Source organism: Allotamlana fucoidanivorans (assembly GCF_006265225.1).
GTDB lineage: Bacteria > Bacteroidota > Bacteroidia > Flavobacteriales > Flavobacteriaceae > Allotamlana > Allotamlana fucoidanivorans.
The window spans coordinates 244,219-262,206 of record NZ_VDCS01000004.1; the positions used below are offsets into that span (position 1 = coordinate 244,219).

Genomic DNA, 17,988 nt, shown 5'->3' on the forward strand with positions numbered 1-17,988 from the left:
AAAAAACGAACAATTATGACAACGCTAATCAAAATCATTGTAGCCACTATTTTAAGTTTAACGGTCTTTTCCTGCAACTTTGATATCAATTTAGGAACTGGTGTTACCGGTAATGGTAAAATTAAAACTAAAGCGCGGCCCGTTACCCAATCCTTTACAACCATCAAAGCTTCTGAAGGTTTAGATGTATATTTAACACAATCAAATATTGAAGAAATTGTTGTAGAGGCTGATGAAAACCTTCATGAACTCATACTAACAGACATAAATGATGGTGTTTTAAAAATTCATACCAAAGAAAATATTGGCAAAGCACATTCAAAAAAAGTTATAGTGAGCTTCAAAGACATAGAAAGCATTGTTTCTACTAGCGGAAGTGACGTGTACACTACAAATACCATTACTACAGATTACCTGACTTTGAAATCCACCAGCGGTAGTGATATGAAGCTTAATGTAAAAACACAATCCTTAAGTTGTAAATCTACTAGCGGAAGCGACATGAAAATTTCTGGGTCCACAATACGTTTAACTGCCGAAGCAACAAGCGGTAGCGACATAAAGGCTGCTGATCTATTTGCCGAATCAAGTCAGGTAAAAGCCACAAGCGGTGCCGATATAACCGTTAACACCTCGAAAGAATTAATTGCTAAGGCCAGTAGCGGGGGCGATGTTAAATACTATGGAAATCCAGAAAAAGTTGAAAAAAGTGATGGTCCCTCTGGGAGCGTTACTCAAAAATAACAAAAAGTTCTAGCTGTCAACTAATCATATAAGTCATTTCAATCAATTAGAAGGTTTGAAATGGCTTTTTTGTATATTGACCTTATAATTAATCCAATTATAGTATGAGAAAAATTTCTTTACTTCTGGCCTTCTTTTCTATTTGCCATTTAAATATGCAGGCACAAAAAACAGAAAAAGTAAAAGGTAATAGAATGGTTAGCACTCAAAATACCGAGTTAAGTCCGTTTCACACCCTCATACTAGATGACGATTTCAATGTAGAAATAATTTATAGTAGAACACCCGAGGTTGAAATAGAAACCGATGAAAACCTTCATGATATTATTGTTTTTGAGGTTATTGATAGCGTGCTTAGTTTTAGAAAAGCAGCAAAAATCACTTCAAAAAAAAGGCTGAATATAAAGGTAAAATACAATGAAGCCTTAAAAAGTATTGAAACCAATGATAAAGCTGAAGTGTTATCATTAGTCACATTGGATGCGAAGCATTTTAATCTGAAAGTTAAAGGAACTTCAAAAGTAGGACTAACCGTTAAATCTGATCAATTTAATTTAGAGAGTGACGATAAAAGCACTGTAAAACTCAACGTAACCAGTAAAAATTTCACAGCCCTTTTAAACGGCTATTCAAAATTAGAAGCCTTAGTTAATAGTGCACAATGCGCTGTTACGCAATTTCAGCGTGCTACTAGCACCATTGAAGGTGCATGCGATATGGCTATTATAGACTTAGACAATACCACTGAATTTGATGGTAAAAACTTTACTATAAACACGTGTAATATTATTTGTGATATGAATAGTGATGCCTATCTTGAAGTACTAGAAAACATTACCATTGAAGCATCTGGTACCAGCGGTATTTACCTGTACGAAAACCCAAAAATTACTATTAATAAACTCACTGGTACTTCTAAGCTTCAAAAGAAAGAGAAATAGCATATCTAAAATTAGATATGCTATGTAACAACTAAAACCAAACTACTCGAAAATCAACCAATATTCTATTGAACCTTGGTTAAACAACTATAAAAACAAACTCAAAATTTATTCAATGTTTAAATAAGTCCCTTTAAAACTTTGGTTTAGCACCATCATTTTTAAAGGTTTACTTTTTGACACTCTTTTAACTTCAATAGATGCTCTCCCATTGGCCATTTCAATAACTTCGCTACCAGTTGGTGTTCCTAAACTTTTCATGACTTCTCCTCCATTTAAGCATTGAAAATAAACCCGCTTCTCATAGTCTAAACAGCGTAATCCGTCAGCATCAACAGCCGTAGCTGTTACTAAATAATTTCCATTTTCAAGTTGCTCATAACCTAAAGTCAAGGCACGAGCTTTCCCACTTTTAACATATCTGTAGTTTACAGTTAACTCATCCTCAGGATTACTTGTTTCAGTAACACCAATAGCCCTTAACGTATTATCGCCTTCCTTAAAATTTATATCCCAGCTCAGTCCAGCAGCAGGAAATTGTTTTATATCACGTTGTTTTACCCCCAAACTTTCGCCATTAAGAAATAGTTCAACCTCGGGACAATTACTATAAACACTAACCGACCGCTTTTTTCCTTTAGGCCCTTGACGCTCTGTCCAGGTATGCGATTCTATATACACGAATGGTGACGTACTCCAATAACTTTTAAATACATAAAAGGCATCTTTGGGGTTTCCCGCGCGATCTACCAATCCTTTTTGATTCATATAAGGTATGGCATTTTCAGGCCTTAGGGGTGTACCAAAATCTTTAAATGCCCATTGCACATTCCCTACAAATGTTGAATCATTCTCAGAAATTCTTAAATGCCAATCAAATAAATCAACAATATAATTTTCACTCCAATCGCCAATTTGAGCTATATTGGCCACATCGGTTTGCACAATGGCTTCTTCCCAGCCATCAGATTCAATTTTTCCTTCGCCCGTAATGGGATTCTCTGTATGACGTCCAACATGACTTGACCCACCATATTCAGCATGTAAAAAGTGTGGGTATTGCGCTTTATAGGTATCAATAGCTTTCTGATAGCTTTTATAACTTCCAGAATACCAACCTGACCATATTGAAGGCGAAAATACATCAACAATATGAGCTCCTTCATAATACTTTCTTATCGCTGTCTTTCTTGAAGGATCGAGCTCATGAGCGTAATCATTTAATTCCTGTAAATAGGCATTCATAGCCCCTATATCTCCTCCTCCTTCAAAATCGGGTAACCAATAAATTTCATTCCCTAAAGACCAAAGAATAATGGACGGATGGTTATAATTTTGATTTATAATTTCTTGAAGCATTTTCTTGGTGTTCTTTTTCCAGGCTTCATTACCAACTCCACCACGACACCAGGGCAATTCATCCCAAACTAACAACCCTAATTCATCACAGGCTTTATACACCTCTGGGTCTTGCGGATAATGTGCTAATCTTACAAAATTAGCCCCCATTTCCTTAATGAGCTCCATGTCTGCTTTATGTTGAGCATTACTCATAGCTGCTCCCACACCGGCGTGCTCTTCATGCCTGTGTGTTCCTCTTAACAACACACGTTTACCATTTAAATAAAACGCACCATAGTCTTTAAATTCAAACCATCTAAACCCTACTTTTTGTACAACTTCATCGGTGAGCTTATTATTCTCTTCCAACTGTAATTTAAGCGTATATAAATAAGGGGTTTCTACATCCCATAACTTAGGGTTGCGAATAGCTTTAAACTGAACCTCTACCTTATTTTTTTTCAGTTTTCCTTTGGTGACAGACACCGTATTTCCTTCAGCATCTATTAACAGTGCCTTTATTACTTGTTTTTTGGATTTGTTATAACCCTTTAAGAAAGCATTAGCTCTTAACAAAGCCATAGTATCTGACACCTTTGGTGTCTCAATTTTTAAATCAGATAAATACTGCTTTGGTAATACTTCCAACCAAACATCACGCGTGATACCTCCAAAAATGAAAAAGTCACTTTTTTGAGAAGGAATAACTTCAGGATTATAGCCATTATCAACGCGTACCATCACTTCATTATACCCGTTATGTACAACCATTGATATATCCACGCTAAAACCAATATATCCACCTACATGACCACCAACATAATCACCGTTTACATAAACAGCGCTTGTAATGTTAACACCCTCAAAATATAGTTGGTATATCTGTTTATTATTCACCTTATCAATAAATATGTCTTTTTTATACCAACTTGCACTGCGTCTGTAGCCGGGAGTTACATCGGTTGCATCTAGAGCATTCCACGTGTGCGGTAAATCAATCTCTTCCCAATCGAAATGGCTGAGCGCTTCTTTTGGAGATTTAACATCACGCTCCAAATACTCCCAATCGGAATTTATATTAGTCCTTTTTCGAATTAAAGGGTTACTGTTCGCAGCGAAAGAACCCAAAGACAATAGCATGCTAAATCCCAATGTAATGACATATAAAATTGATTTCATTATTTTAATAACGGATGTAAAATTAAGTGCTTTTATTAACAAGATGCAAAAACCTTGTTGTGCATCAAAAATATTCTAATTAAGTTTTTCAACCATCCTGATCCATCATGGATTCTGAGTTTCTAAATTCTTTAAACGAAGTATGGTTTGTAAAAAATAATAATCACCATAAACAATAGGCTCATCCATTTCCATTTTATGTGACCAATCACCAAAACTATGATCAAGAATAAAGGGGATATCTAAATCGGCCGGCAGTATATATTGTTCTGATTTTAAACTATTAACCACCTGTCTACTATAGTTTATATAGGCATCATCATGGGTGTATTGATACAACTCTACCAAACCAGAAGCCACAATGACCGCTGCCGAAACATCACGAGATTCATTGGGTATGTTAGGGGCATCAAAATCCCAATACGGAATACCATCTTCTGGTAAATGTTTATGATTAATAAAATAATTGGCTGTTGCTTTTGCTCTGTTTAAAAAACGTTCGTCTTTCGTGTATCGATACACCATTACAAACCCATTTATAGCCCAGGCTTGTCCACGAGCCCACGCAGAGTCGTCATGAATACCTTGATGTGTTACCCGCGCTCTTACTTGACCAGAAATGGTATCATAATCTAAAACATGCCAGGTACTGTTGTCTGGTCTAAAGTGATTTTTCATGGTAGTTTCAGCGTGTTTAAAAGCAATGTCATGATACAAACTATCACCTGATAATTTAGTGGCCTCAAAAAGCAATTCTAAATTCATCATATTGTCAATAATTACTGGAAACTGCCATGTATCTGAATTAAAATCCCAAGACCGTATACTCCCTATTTTTTCATCATATCGAGTGCTTAGGGTTTTAGCACTTTCAATTATTACTTGTTTATAGTGTACTGAATCTGTGTGCTTCAAACCATTACCAAAGCTGCAATAAATTTTAAAACCCATATCGTGGGTTCCGCCATTGCGCTTTTCTTTTTCTACCAAAGCCGTCCAAACTTTTGCTTTTTCCATGAAGGTTTCGTCACCTGTGATCTCATAAATCTGCCACAGATTTCCTGGAAAAAATCCACTAGTCCAATCTTTAGAAGGCACTTTATGAATTGTTTTGGTTTTATGATTGTAGCTTCTTGGAAATGCATTCGCAATAGCTTTATAAGCAGCAAGCATTGCATATCGGTTTTTTAGTAAAGCCTCAACATCCGTAGTTGGTTCTGAAGCCTTATTTTCTTCCTTGGATTTACACGCTACTATGCATGTAAATCCAAGAATGAAAATAATCAAATTAGTTCTGTTCATATTTCAAAATTAGTATCCAGGATTATTGGGTTCTAAATTAGAGTTACGCAGTAATTCATCACTTGGTAATGGCAACAAATAATCTCTTGAGGCAGAAAAGTTAGGGCGCTGCTCTATACCACTGGCACTAAACACCTCATCACCTAATTGACGTCTTTTAATGTCATACCAACGCTTGCACTCAAAAGCCAACTCCCATTTACGCTCTTCAAGCACCATATCTCTAAAGGCTTCTTGAGACATTCCTGGTGTTACATCGGCTGGAAATACTGTAATAGTTCCTGCTTGATTTCTGGCTCTAGCTCTTACACGGTTTATATATCCGTCAGCCTCAGCAGAACCTGGATTGATTTCATTTAATGCCTCAGCCGCTATCAAGAGGACTTCTGCATATCTTAATTGAGCATAATTTAATTGTGATGCTCTTCCATTACCTTGCGCACTTAGTCCAATTAATCTGGTATATTTTGCTATATATGGACTTGCTATGTTTCTTGAATCGAAATTTGGAAAGTTCATAAAAGGCTCTTCAACGCCTGCAAAAACAGCAGTAGTATCTAAACTAACGGCTTTTCTGTAATCTCTTCCGTCCCAACGGTTATATACTTCAACATTAGGAACGGCTACAGACCATCCGCCACCAATATCTCCACGTTGATTAGCTCTAATTCCTGTTAGAGCAGGCTGATAATCTGTACCGTAATTTCCATCTCTAAACCCATTATAATCAATCTCAAAAAGTGACTCCTTTAAACCATCTTGTTTTGTTGCATCAAATAAGTCTTGAAAATCATCCGCTAATACCAAATCAAATCGGCTTTCATTATCAATAACAAATTTTGCTTCGGTGTATGCTTTATCAAACTCATTCATCGTTAAATGTACTAATGCCAGATAGCCAGCTGCAGTAGCTTTTGAAGGTAATGATCTAGACGATTGTACGTCGGGCAACCATTGTTTAGCATATTCTAAATCGGCAATAATCTTGGTATAAACCTCAGTAGCTGGTGTTTTTGATATGTTCTTTGCCGCCTCGATATTATCCACAGGGTTGTCAATGTATGGAATATCACCAAACAATCTTACTAAATGAAAATAGGTGTAAGCTCTCACAAAATACGCCTGAGCTGTAATCGGATTTAAAATATCTTCAGACTCAGAAATTTTAGATGCACCAGCAATAGCTTCATTAGCTCCTGCTATAATTTGATATGTTCTTGGCCAAAAGGCTGTAATCATACCGTTATCAGCATTCACGGTAAAATTATCATGATCAATACGCCTTGAGGCCGTACCTACATCACCAATACCAACCATATCACTTCTTAGCATAAGTGGTAAAGACAATTTTCTACCCCAAAAAGCTTCCTCGGTCATATTACCATAGCATCCATTAATGGTGGTTTGCACATCTCTGGATGATTGATAGAATCCATCAGGCGAAAGTACAGATATCGGGTTTTCCTCTAAATCTGAGCACCCTACTATTGACACTAGCGTCAATATGAATATATATTTTATATTTTTCATTTTTTGATATTTTGCATTTAAAACATTCATAATCAATCAGTTTTAAAACTTAAGATTAAGACTAAAAGTAACCGACTCCACATTAGGATAATTACCATAATCAAACCCTTGATTTACATTACTATTTTGTCCACCTGAACTTCTGTAGCTTACCTCTGGATCTGTACCCGGATAGTCGGTTATGGTCCATAAATTCTGACCACTCACAGAAACGCGTGCACTTTGCATTCCTATTTTTTTTACAAGCGTACTTGGAAAGTTATACCCTAAGGCAAGATTTCGTAATCTGATATAACTGCCATCATATACAAATCTTGAAGATATACGTTTTTCTCTTACGGCAACCGATGGAACGTTAGAAGGATTACCGGGGGTCCAAGCATTTAAAGCCTCTTTAGTAGCATTAGAACTACCCGAGGCCAATTCAGATAAAGTATAGCTATAAATATCGCCCCCTGCGGCTCCCTGAAAGAAAACATTTAGATCGAAGTTTTTGTATCTTAAGGTGTTATTAAAACCAGCCGTCCAGTCTTTATTAGGATCTCCAATAATTTTTCTGTCTGCTGTTGTAATAGCCCCATCACCATCAATATCAGTAAACAATTCGTTACCTGCTCCAGACTCTGCTCCACCAAAAGTTGCGGTGCCTGCTGGTAAATCACCACCTTGGTATACACCTTTATACTCATAACCAAAGAACTGCCCCACCGGCTCACCTTCACGTAAAATATGTGTTTCACTTAATAAAAAATGTCCGGGTGCTGAATTTAAAAATATGTCTTGTTCTCCTACTAATGTTTTAATTGTATTTCGGTTTCTTGACCAATTAAAATCGGTTGTCCAAGAAAAGTTATCATTAGCAATGTTTTTACTTGTTAGCACAATTTCCACCCCTTTATTATTCATTTCTCCAATATTTTTCAAGGCTTCCAGCCTCAAAAATCCGGTGTATTCAGGTACCGAACTGTCACCTAAAATTAAGTCTTTGGTGTTAATATTATACACGTCCACAGATAAAGACAATCTATTTTTCCATAAACCCAAATCAACCCCCAAGTTAGATTGATACGAAGATTCCCATTTTAAGTCTGGGTTAGCCAATTGAAGCGGAACCACGGCATTGACTGTTTCACCACCAGTAACCGCATAAATGGGCTGGTAACTAGCTAAAGATTGGTATGGTGCAATAGATGGATTACCCGTAACCCCGTAACTGTATCTTAATTTAAGGTTATTGATAGTATTATTTTCTTTTAAGAAATTTTCATTGGACACTTTCCAGCCTAAAGCTCCTGACGGGAAAAAAGCATATTTCTCATTTTTAGCGAAATTTGAAGCGCCATCACGACGGCCTGTGAGTGTGATTAAATACTTATCATCCCAATCATAATTTAATCGTCCGTAAATCGATTGTAATTCGAATTCAGACAATGAAGACTGAGGAAACAAAGGCACTGCACCACCACCTAAATCATAATACGAGACACTATTACTTACAAAACCTTGTGCACCTGCAAATGCAGTTTCTGTTTTGTCTTTTTGGAATGAATACCCCAATAAAGCTGTGAAATTACCTTTACCAAGTTCGGTAGTATAGGTAAGATAGTTCTCGGAAAGTATGTTTGAATTTTTCAAAGTCTGATAAGAGCCAATACCACCTTGAGCTCCAGCAGTTGTAATTAAAGTAGATGGTTGAAATCTTCCCCTACCTTCATTACGAGTGGCCCAGCCAAAGGTAGTTTTAAAGGATAAGCCCTCAATAATTTCATATTGTCCGTAAAAATTTGCTCTGTAGCGATCTGTTGTTGTTCGATCTTGAGTTTGTGTAGCTATAGCAAAAGGATTATCTACATCATCACCAACTGAGTTAAAAGTGTAATTTCCATTTTCATCAGTTATTCCTAAATCGGGAGCAAATCGGTAAGCAATAGATATAACATCTCCGCTACCTCGACCTCCAGAATTGGCTTGTGTAGAAACACCGTCTTTTGTACTGCGACTTCCAAAGGCATTAAACCCTACTTTAAGTTTATCGGTAATATCAGCGTCAACATTGCTTAAAAACGAAAAACGCTCAAACCCAGAATTAACAACAATTCCTTTTTGATCAAAATAGTTTCCTGAAATGTAATAGTTAATTTTATCAGACCCACCTGAGAACGACAATTGATGATTTGACGTGTGACCATTTTGATAAATTAAATCTTGCCAATCTGTTCTTGCAGGTCCTTGTTGGTAGTTTGAATTTATTTGCTGTTGATAAGCTGCAAACTCATCGGCATTTAAAAGCTCAATAGTATTAGAGACAGATTGAACAGTGTAATTTGTATTTAACTCAACTGTCATTCTCCCTTTTTTACCTTTTTTGGTGGTTACCATAATAACCCCATTAGCCCCTCGAGAACCATAAATGGCTGTTGCCGAAGCATCTTTTAACACTTCAACAGAAGCAATATCTTGTGGTTGTGGATATGTGCCCCCCACAAAACCATCAACAACAACTAGTGGCGCACTACTTGCACCAATTGATGTATTACCCCTAATGGTAACATTAATAGGCGCTCCTGGCTCACCACCATTATTGGACTGAACAGACACCCCTGCCGCGCGACCTTGTAGAGCCTGTTGCGCATCTAAAACAGGAAAAGCGCTTAGTTGTTCAGCCTTTACAGATGACACCGAACCCGTTAAGTCACTACGCTTGGCTGCACCATACCCAACAACCACAACTTCATCTAGAGCACTTACATCTTCAGTTAACACTACATTAATAGTGTTAGAATTGCCAACAGTAACCTCTTGTGCCATATAACCAATATACGTGAACACAAGCACAGAACCTATTTCTGTATCGATGCTAAAATTACCATCAAAATCGGTTGATGTTCCTGATTGTGTACCCTTAATAATAACATTAACTCCCGGAAGTGACATCCCGTCTGTAGTCGATGTAACCATACCACTTACTGTGGTTTGCTGCGCACTAGTAGAAAGTACAGCACAAAACACTAGCAATAAAAAGAATACATTCTTTAATCGTTTGTTTTTTTTCATTAGTTTAAAATTTAGTTAATTCTAGATTAGATAGATGATAATCAAACTAAACACAACAATTATTAAGACTAATAAAATCTCAATAAAAGGTCTTTTTGGTTCTTGATTTTTCATATTTTAAAACTAGAACAAAACATAGATTTAAAAGTCCATAAAAAGGGGTAAAAAAATACAAAACACTAAAAAACAACTACTTACAAACAAAAATTCAACTACATCGCACCAAATTTATCCGCATATTGGGTTGGAGATTTCCCGAATTTCTTTTGAAAACATCTACTGAAGTACTTTGGGTTTTTAAATCCGACCTTATAACTTACTTCTGACACATTGATTTTACCTTGTTCTAAAAGTTGAGCTGCTCGCTGCATTCTAAAATGTTGCACAAATTCATTTGGAGTGAAACCAGACCATGCTTTTATTTTTGTAAAAAGCATCGTTCTACTAACCCCTAACTCAGAACAGAAAAAAGGCACATCAAACTGGCCATTGCTTATATTCGCTTCAACTATTTGAACCGCTTTTTTATAGAGTCGCTCGTCTATAGAGGTAACTGTAACTTCATTAGGTTGTAAAACACTTTGCTCCGTAAACTTGCGCTTTAATCTTGCATTTGATTCTAATAAATTCTTAATACGGGCTTTAAACTCAACTACATTAAAAGGTTTGCTTATGTAATCATCAGCCCCTCGCTCTAATCCTTCCAGTTTGTATATAAGTGAAGTTCTGGATGTTAGTAAGATTATCGGGATATGGCTGGTCTTTATATTTTCTTTTATAGCTGCACATAATTCTGTTCCGGCCATAACGGGCATAACCACATCACTTATAATAAGGTCAGGACTTTCTTTTTGGGCTAACCCCATCCCTACTTTTCCATTTTCTGCTTCGAGAATATTGTATGTACTTTTTAAGATACTCTTCATAAACTTTCTTAAAGGCTTGTTATCTTCTACCAATAAAATAGTTTGATTTTCAGGTTCAGGAACTTCTTTAATGGCATCATCTAAAACAATGTCATTTTTTTCTAATTGTTCCACATATTGAGAAAGATCATCACTAAACTTAAAATTTTTAACAATCTCTTCTTCAGAAAGATGATCAATTCCCATTGGTAAAACAACTGTAAATACAGACCCCTTATCATCTGTATTACTTGAAACAGAAATTTCTCCTTTATGAAGATTTACAATATTTTTAGCAATAGACAAACCAATCCCCGTACCTTTATTATAATCGTTATCTGGTTTGTTATTCACAGCTACCTCAAAAAACCGTTCAAATATTTTATCTTGATATTCTTTAGCTACACCAACTCCCGTATCTTCAACTTTAATTACAACTTCGTTTTCCTTTCTAAAGATGCGGAGGTTAATAATTCCTCCTTTTGGCGTATATCTAAAGGCATTTGAAATGAGATTATAAAACACGCGTTCTAATTTATTACGATCATAATAAACCAGTAATTCTTCTTCAGAAACTGTAAAGTTATACTGATAACCTCCATCCTTTGCAAACTCTGTAAAGGACAAATAAATTTCTTGTAAGAACTTCACAACATTACCTTCTGCCGCTTCCAACTTATAAAGGTTATTCTCTAACTTTCTAAAATCCATAAGTCTATTAATGAGCTGCAATAAGTGATTGGCACTATTCTCTACAACTAAAAGTTTCTTATATATTTTATTACTTCCTCTATAATCTTCAATAATTTGCTGAAGAGGCCCAAGTATTAATGCTAACGGGGTTCTAAATTCGTGAGAAATATTTGTAAAAAACTCAAGCTTGGTTTTATTTATTTCTTTAGTTCTTTCTCCTTCTATGTACTCTAACTCCAATTGATGACGCAACTTGGTTTTTGACTTTAGTATACTTAATAACATATATAGAGCTGTAGTAATAAGTAATCCGTAAATTAAGAACGCCCACCAACTACGCCAAGGCGCTGGCTTAACAACAATACTAAGCGATGTTACTGATTCGTTCCAAACTCCATCACCATTAGATCCTGTTATCTCGAATACATAATTCCCCGGATTTTGAATTGTATATGACACCGCATTACTCAAAGTATAATTCCAACTATCTTCTAGTCCCTTTAATCTATACTTATATCTATTGTTTTTTGAATTTATGAAATTGGGCATTGAAAAGCTAACACTAAAATTTCCCTGGTCATAAGATAGTTTTATCGATTTTGTAAAGGGAAGCGCTTCTTTTAAAATATCATTTTCTGCTTGCGGAATAATGACTTCATTTTTTACTGCAAAATCTGTTAAAATAACTTGAGGGGCATACGCGTTTTTTGTTAACTGATTTGTATTAAAAGATGTTACCCCTGATGGCCCTCCAAAATAAAACTCAGAACGATTAACTTTTAAGGATGCGTTATTATTAAATTCATTTCCAACTAGCCCGTCCTTTTGATTAAAAAAGTCAATTTTATTTGAATTTTTACCAAACCTCACAATGCCATGATTGGTACTAATCCAAAGATTATCCAAATCATCTTCAAGAATACTATGAACCGCTGAAACTTCAATATTATTTTCAATAAGTTCAATAGACTTAAAGGTAGTTCCTTCTAGTTTAAATAGGCCCCTGGCTTTCGTTCCTACCCAAATATCTCCAATACTATCTTCAAAAACCGATAAGATATCTTCACCGAATTGTCTGTTCATATCATAAAAATATGAGGTAACAAGACCGTTTTGATCAATTTTGTTCAATCCACGTTCGGTTCCAGCCCAAATGTTGCCCTTAGAATCACACCATATAACTCTCACCAAATTACTAGAAAGTGACTGTGAAAAATCATTTGAGGTTGTAATAGTCGAAATATTCTTTGTATCTAAATTATAGGTTACTATTCCCTTACCAAAAGTACCCAGCCAAACATTTCTTTTTGAGTCTTGCTTTATGCTATAAACTCCGACATCTTTCAAAACATTTATGAGCGCTACCGGGACTTTATGATTTTCCAACTTTCCTAATTCTAAGTTGTAAATTGCTATCCCCTTATTAAAGGTTCCTATCCATAACTCATTTTTTTCAATTACACTGACCGCTTTTATATTATTATCGGGTAACAACTTAGAATTTTTCTGATCTATATAGGAAAACAATTTATTGGTCTTATTATAGACATTAATACCTCCTCCTTCTGTACCTAAAAAAATACGATTTTTGAAATGAGCCATTGAACTCACTACATTATAATTCAAACCAAGTACACCTGCACTCTGGGTTAAATTGGAAAAATTCACATTGGCATCATCCCATATATTTACCCCCCCATAATAAGTACCAATCCAAACCGATCCTTTTCTATCTAAAAACAAAGATTTTATTGAGTTTTTACTTAAACTTTTGGGGTCACTAATATTTGACTTCAAGTAGGTTATCTCATTATTGCTCCCTATAATTCTTATGCCATTATAAGTACCTATCCATAACTGATTTTTTTTATCAAATAAGAGGCGTCTTACATTATTTTCATCTTCATGTAATTTATCTGTTTTTAAATAGGACTCAACACTATGATTAACAGGATCATAACTTAGCACGCCTTTTGCCTTTGTTGCTATTAAGATATGTCCCTCTTGTGACTCAACTAAATCTTGAATATAAAGTGCCTGACTTTCTTCAACATACCTAAAACGATAATGCGCCGGTTCCAGACTGACCACCTCACATAAACCCGTTGCTGTGCCAATAAAAACCCGTCCTTTCCTTGTTTCTTTAATACAAAGTATATGGTTTCCAGCCAAACCGCTATACAACTCATTTTGAACGTATGAAGAAAAACGATTACTTTTTTTATCATATACAGAGAGCCCATTTGAAGTACCTATTAAAATATCGCCATTAGACAATTCTTTAATAGCCCATACGGTATTATTACTTAGGGAGCTGCTGTTTTGCTCATGAAAATAGCGTGTAAACCTATCTGTTTTAGGATTATATTTATTTAAACCGTTATACGTACCAATCCAAATGTAGCCTTGACTATCTTGGGTAATGGATAATACATCATTGTTGCTGATAGAATTCTCGTTGTCAATATCATTTCTATAAATCTTAAATTTACTCCCATCATATTTATTAAGGCCATCTCTAGTACCAATCCATATTTGACCTAAATTATCTTGTTCTATGGTAATTGCTGAACTTTGCGATAAACCCTCGGCTGTTGATAAATGTGTAAATTGATATGTTTTATGTTGAGAAAAACCGTTGAACAGAAAAAAAGTGAGAAAAAAAATATTTAGTATTAGGCGCATTATTTTTTTATTGACATTAAGTAAATATAGGTGAGCATAAAATTAAAGCCTCTACTCAATCAAACACCCTTAAGCTTGGTTACTTTTAAATTGATACATAAATTAAATGTAACAATAATAAAAAAATGAATCGTTCAAAAAAAGAATACTTTTGTACGAACAATAAATTAAATCGGTTAATTTGCTCATTTTAGTCAATATTATGACAAAAAAAAGAGCCACTTAAAAGCGACTCTCTTTAACTAACTAATTGATATGATTCAATACCTATCTAACGGCTTTAATGATATCTAAAGCAGCTTTTACATCTTGCTCTAGCTTAGCATAATCTTTATTGGCTATAATTTCTTTTGAAATTAATTGAGATCCCATACCCACACAAGTTACTCCTGCATCGAACCAACCTTTAAGGTTTTCTTCGGTTGGAGAAACACCTCCTGTTGGCATAATGCTTGTCCAAGGCTGAGGTCCTTTAATACCTTTTACGAATTTTGGTCCGTATAAATCACCAGGGAATAATTTCACTATTTCACATCCAAGCTCTTCAGCTCTAGCGATTTCAGTTAAACTTCCACAACCAGGCGACCATAATACTTTTTTACGGTTACAAGCGATAGCAATATCTTCTCTTAATACGGGTGTAACGATAAAGTTTGCGCCTAAAGCCATATATAATGAAGCTGCAGCTGCATCGGTCACAGAGCCAACTCCCATAATCATTCCTGGAAGTTCTTTAATAGCATACTTGGTTAACTCTCCAAAAACTTCGTGAGCGAAATCACCACGTGCAGTAAACTCTAATAATCTAGCGCCACCATCGTAACACGCTTTTAAAACTTTTTTACTTAACTCAATATCACTATTGAAAAATAAAGGAATCATCCCTGTGTCTTTCATAGCTTGAGCTACTTCTAATCTTGAATATTGTGCCATTTTTCTTTAATATTTCTTATTGTTAATAGAAACTATTAACCTGTTACATAGCTACAGTATGCAACAGGTTAATAATGAAATCCATGTATTATCTTGCTACACGACCCGAAGCGTCACCTCCCATTAATTTTTCTACTTCAGCCACAGATACTAGGTTTGCATCACCTTTAATAGTATGTTTTAAACAAGAAGCAGCTACAGCAAAATCTAATGCATTTTGATCATCTTCAGGGTATTTTAATAATCCGTAAATTAAACCTCCCATAAATGAGTCACCTCCACCTACTCTATCAACAATATCAGTAATTTGATACTGACGTGTTTCATACATTTTCTTACCATCATATAGTACACCAGCCCAAGTATTGTGAGATGCAGAAATAGAACCTCTTAGTGTAGTAATTACCTTTTTAGCTCTTGGGAATTTCTCCATCATTTGTTGACATACAGACAAGAATGCCTCAGCTTTTACATCATGCCCTTGTGTTTGTACTGTAATCCCTTCTGGCTTAATACCAAAATGCATTTCAGCATCTTCTTCATTTCCTAATACGATATCGCAATAAGAAGTCAATTCTGTCATTACCTTTTCTCTATGAGCCGCATCACAATATTTCCATAATTTAGCTCTATAATTTAAGTCGGTTGAAATAGTAATTCCTTTTGCGCTAGCCACCTTAACAGCCTCTAAACAAACATCAGCAGAACCTTGAGAAATAGCAGGCGTAATACCCGTCCAGTGAAACCATTCTACACCTTCAAAAACAGCATCCCAATCAATCATTCCAGATTCAATTTCAGACATTGCAGAATGAGCACGGTCATAAACTACTTTAGATCCTCTAGATACAGCTCCAGTTTCTAAGAAATAAATCCCTAAACGGTCTCCACCCCAAACAATCTTATCTACACCAACACCACGTTTACGCATTTCCATCATGGCACATTCACCAATATCATTTTTTGGTAAACGTGTTACAAAATCAACATCAACACCATAATTAGCTAAAGAAACTGCTACGTTAGACTCACCGCCCCCGTAAATCACATCAAAACTATTTGCTTGTGAAAATCTTAAAAATCCTTGAGGAGCTAATCTTAACATGATTTCTCCAAATGTTACTACTTTACTCATTTTAATAGTCTTATTTTAATTTATTTAAACTTTGGTTAAACGTTTAACCATTCTACCGTAAATAAATCAAAACCCACTTAGTTTATTATTTTACAATAAGGTTTTGATTACACAAACTTTAAGAGTATATTTGCTTAAACGTTTAAGCAAATATATAAAAAAATTGAATATCAAAAAGAAAACTACAATAAAAGATATTGCTAACGTCTTAAACATATCTCCCGCAGCGGTTTCAAAGGCGCTACACAATGATCCTAGAATTAGCGAGAAAACCAAAAAAGCTGTTAAGCAGGTAGCCAAAAATTTAAACTATCAGCCCAATCACCTAGCCAGTGCGTTACGAAAAGGTAAAAGTCATTTAGTGGGTGTTATTGTACCCCGTACTAACAGTAACTTCTTTTCTTCAGTCATTCAAAATATTGAGGAAGTTTTAAACAAAGAAGGTTATAATATTATTATTACCCAGTCTAATGAATCTTACCAAAAAGAATGTAATAATATAGACACCTTGCTGTTTACCCAAGTAGATGGTATTATAGCATCTATGGCCAATGAAACTATTGACCTATCATACTACGAAAAAATAAAATCTAAGGGTATTCCTTTAATTCTATTTGATAGAGGAGAAAATGATTTAAATGTAGACTATATAGGTATTGACGACTACAAAAGCAGCCATGTTATTGTAGAACATCTTGTAAACCAAGGCTGTAAACGCATTGCACATATTGGTGGGTATAGACATACTAGAATTTTCAATAACCGTATTAAGGGATATATTGATGCCTTAAAAAAACACGATTTGCCTCTTGACAGCGAACTTCTTATTGAATGTAGCCTGACCACCGATGACGGCCGAGATAAAATGCTACAATTACTCCGTTTAAAGAACAAACCCGATGCTGTTTATGTGGCCAGTGATTACGCAGCTCTCGGAGCGCTTCAGGTGCTTAAAGAAAATAATATAAGAGTTCCTCAAGATATTGCTTTGGTTGGTTTTGGCAATGAACCTTTTACAGCCATGCTTTCACCTTCTATAACAAGTATTAACCAACATAGTACCGAAATTGGTAAGCAAGCGGCAAAAACATTTTTAAATTACACCAAGAAAAAAACAGTAAAACAGGCTCTAAATAAGATAATTCTGGATGCCGAACTCATTGTAAGAGAGTCTTCTACTTCTAAAGAACAGTAACTTGAAGATTTACAGTCTAAACAAATGGGTATTAAAACTAGTGTTTGAAGCCTTAACAGAAAAAGACAACTTTAAATAATTAATCTTTGGTAAGGCTACTATTCCACCAATCTTCATTTGGTTTAAACGCTTTATCCAAGAAGTGTTTAAGTTCTTTTTCTAATCTTTGAAGCATGTTTGTTTTTCTGTTTTCATATTGTTTTTCAGCCAAAACCTCATCGTAATTTGGGTTTACGGTTGGAATTTGCACATTAGTCTCCGTTAAAAAAGCATTTAATTCTAGTCTTAAAGCTTCTGACCTAATTATATTGTCTTTAAAAACATCTTGCTGCTCATACGGATCGGTAGATA

At 35.2% G+C, this 17,988-nt stretch carries 11 protein-coding genes; 3 read left to right on the forward strand and 8 right to left on the reverse strand.

Annotated elements, in window-relative coordinates:
• Positions 1 to 15 precede the first annotated feature (15 nt).
• Positions 16 to 744 (forward strand): head GIN domain-containing protein, encoded by a 729-nt coding sequence (locus tag FGF67_RS05480; protein WP_139695507.1) that lies wholly within the window; start codon positions 16 to 18, stop codon positions 742 to 744.
• Between the two features lie 104 nt (positions 745 to 848).
• The gene (locus FGF67_RS05485) at positions 849 to 1,685 is read left to right on the forward strand and encodes a GIN domain-containing protein (RefSeq protein ID WP_233244014.1); all 837 of its coding nucleotides are present in this window, start codon (positions 849 to 851) and stop codon (positions 1,683 to 1,685) included.
• 108 nt (positions 1,686 to 1,793) lie between these two features.
• Here the strand turns inward: FGF67_RS05485 and FGF67_RS05490 are convergent, their stop codons facing one another.
• The 7 genes from FGF67_RS05490 to FGF67_RS05520 form a co-directional block, all read right to left on the reverse strand.
• Positions 1,794 to 4,205 (reverse strand): glycoside hydrolase family 2 protein, encoded by a 2,412-nt coding sequence (locus FGF67_RS05490; protein WP_139695509.1) that lies wholly within the window; start codon positions 4,203 to 4,205, stop codon positions 1,794 to 1,796.
• 105 nt (positions 4,206 to 4,310) lie between these two features.
• A complete protein-coding gene (locus FGF67_RS05495; protein WP_139695511.1) occupies positions 4,311 to 5,507 on the reverse strand; it encodes a glycoside hydrolase family 88 protein in 1,197 nt (398 codons plus the stop codon).
• Positions 5,508 to 5,516: 9 nt separating this feature from the next.
• Complete coding sequence (locus FGF67_RS05500; RefSeq protein WP_139695513.1) at positions 5,517 to 7,037, reverse strand: RagB/SusD family nutrient uptake outer membrane protein; 1,521 nt, start codon at positions 7,035 to 7,037, stop codon at positions 5,517 to 5,519.
• Between the two features lie 42 nt (positions 7,038 to 7,079).
• Positions 7,080 to 10,091 carry a SusC/RagA family TonB-linked outer membrane protein gene (locus tag FGF67_RS05505; protein ID WP_139695515.1) on the reverse strand — a complete coding sequence of 1,004 codons (3,012 nt, stop codon included), beginning with the start codon at positions 10,089 to 10,091 and terminating at the stop codon, positions 7,080 to 7,082.
• Between the two features lie 212 nt (positions 10,092 to 10,303).
• Complete coding sequence (locus tag FGF67_RS05510; RefSeq protein ID WP_139695516.1) at positions 10,304 to 14,374, reverse strand: hybrid sensor histidine kinase/response regulator transcription factor; 4,071 nt, start codon at positions 14,372 to 14,374, stop codon at positions 10,304 to 10,306.
• Positions 14,375 to 14,641: 267 nt separating this feature from the next.
• A complete protein-coding gene (locus FGF67_RS05515) occupies positions 14,642 to 15,307 on the reverse strand; it encodes a bifunctional 4-hydroxy-2-oxoglutarate aldolase/2-dehydro-3-deoxy-phosphogluconate aldolase (RefSeq protein WP_139695518.1) in 666 nt (221 codons plus the stop codon).
• A gap of 88 nt (positions 15,308 to 15,395) precedes the next feature.
• Positions 15,396 to 16,442 (reverse strand): sugar kinase, encoded by a 1,047-nt coding sequence (locus tag FGF67_RS05520; protein WP_139695520.1) that lies wholly within the window; start codon positions 16,440 to 16,442, stop codon positions 15,396 to 15,398.
• Between the two features lie 163 nt (positions 16,443 to 16,605).
• On the opposite strand from FGF67_RS05520, the gene FGF67_RS05525 reads away from it, so the two are divergent.
• Positions 16,606 to 17,637 (forward strand): LacI family DNA-binding transcriptional regulator, encoded by a 1,032-nt coding sequence (locus FGF67_RS05525; RefSeq protein WP_139695522.1) that lies wholly within the window; start codon positions 16,606 to 16,608, stop codon positions 17,635 to 17,637.
• Between the two features lie 79 nt (positions 17,638 to 17,716).
• Here FGF67_RS05525 and FGF67_RS17215 read toward each other — a convergent pair whose 3' ends face one another.
• A complete protein-coding gene (locus FGF67_RS17215; RefSeq protein ID WP_158293178.1) occupies positions 17,717 to 17,887 on the reverse strand; it encodes a hypothetical protein in 171 nt (56 codons plus the stop codon).
• Positions 17,888 to 17,988: the final 101 nt, after the last annotated feature.

Bases quoted from the DNA above. Each gene is read 5' to 3' on its own strand.
- FGF67_RS05480 (WP_139695507.1), top strand. From the start codon at position 16: ATGACAACGCTAATCAAAATCATTGTAGCCACTATTTTAAGTTTAACG.
- FGF67_RS05485 (WP_233244014.1), top strand. From the start codon at position 849: ATGAGAAAAATTTCTTTACTTCTGGCCTTCTTTTCTATTTGCCATTTA.
- FGF67_RS05490 (WP_139695509.1), bottom strand. From the start codon at position 4,205: ATGAAATCAATTTTATATGTCATTACATTGGGATTTAGCATGCTATTG.
- FGF67_RS05495 (WP_139695511.1), bottom strand. From the start codon at position 5,507: ATGAACAGAACTAATTTGATTATTTTCATTCTTGGATTTACATGCATA.
- FGF67_RS05500 (WP_139695513.1), bottom strand. From the start codon at position 7,037: ATGAAAAATATAAAATATATATTCATATTGACGCTAGTGTCAATAGTA.
- FGF67_RS05505 (WP_139695515.1), bottom strand. From the start codon at position 10,091: ATGAAAAAAAACAAACGATTAAAGAATGTATTCTTTTTATTGCTAGTG.
- FGF67_RS05510 (WP_139695516.1), bottom strand. From the start codon at position 14,374: ATGCGCCTAATACTAAATATTTTTTTTCTCACTTTTTTTCTGTTCAAC.
- FGF67_RS05515 (WP_139695518.1), bottom strand. From the start codon at position 15,307: ATGGCACAATATTCAAGATTAGAAGTAGCTCAAGCTATGAAAGACACA.
- FGF67_RS05520 (WP_139695520.1), bottom strand. From the start codon at position 16,442: ATGAGTAAAGTAGTAACATTTGGAGAAATCATGTTAAGATTAGCTCCT.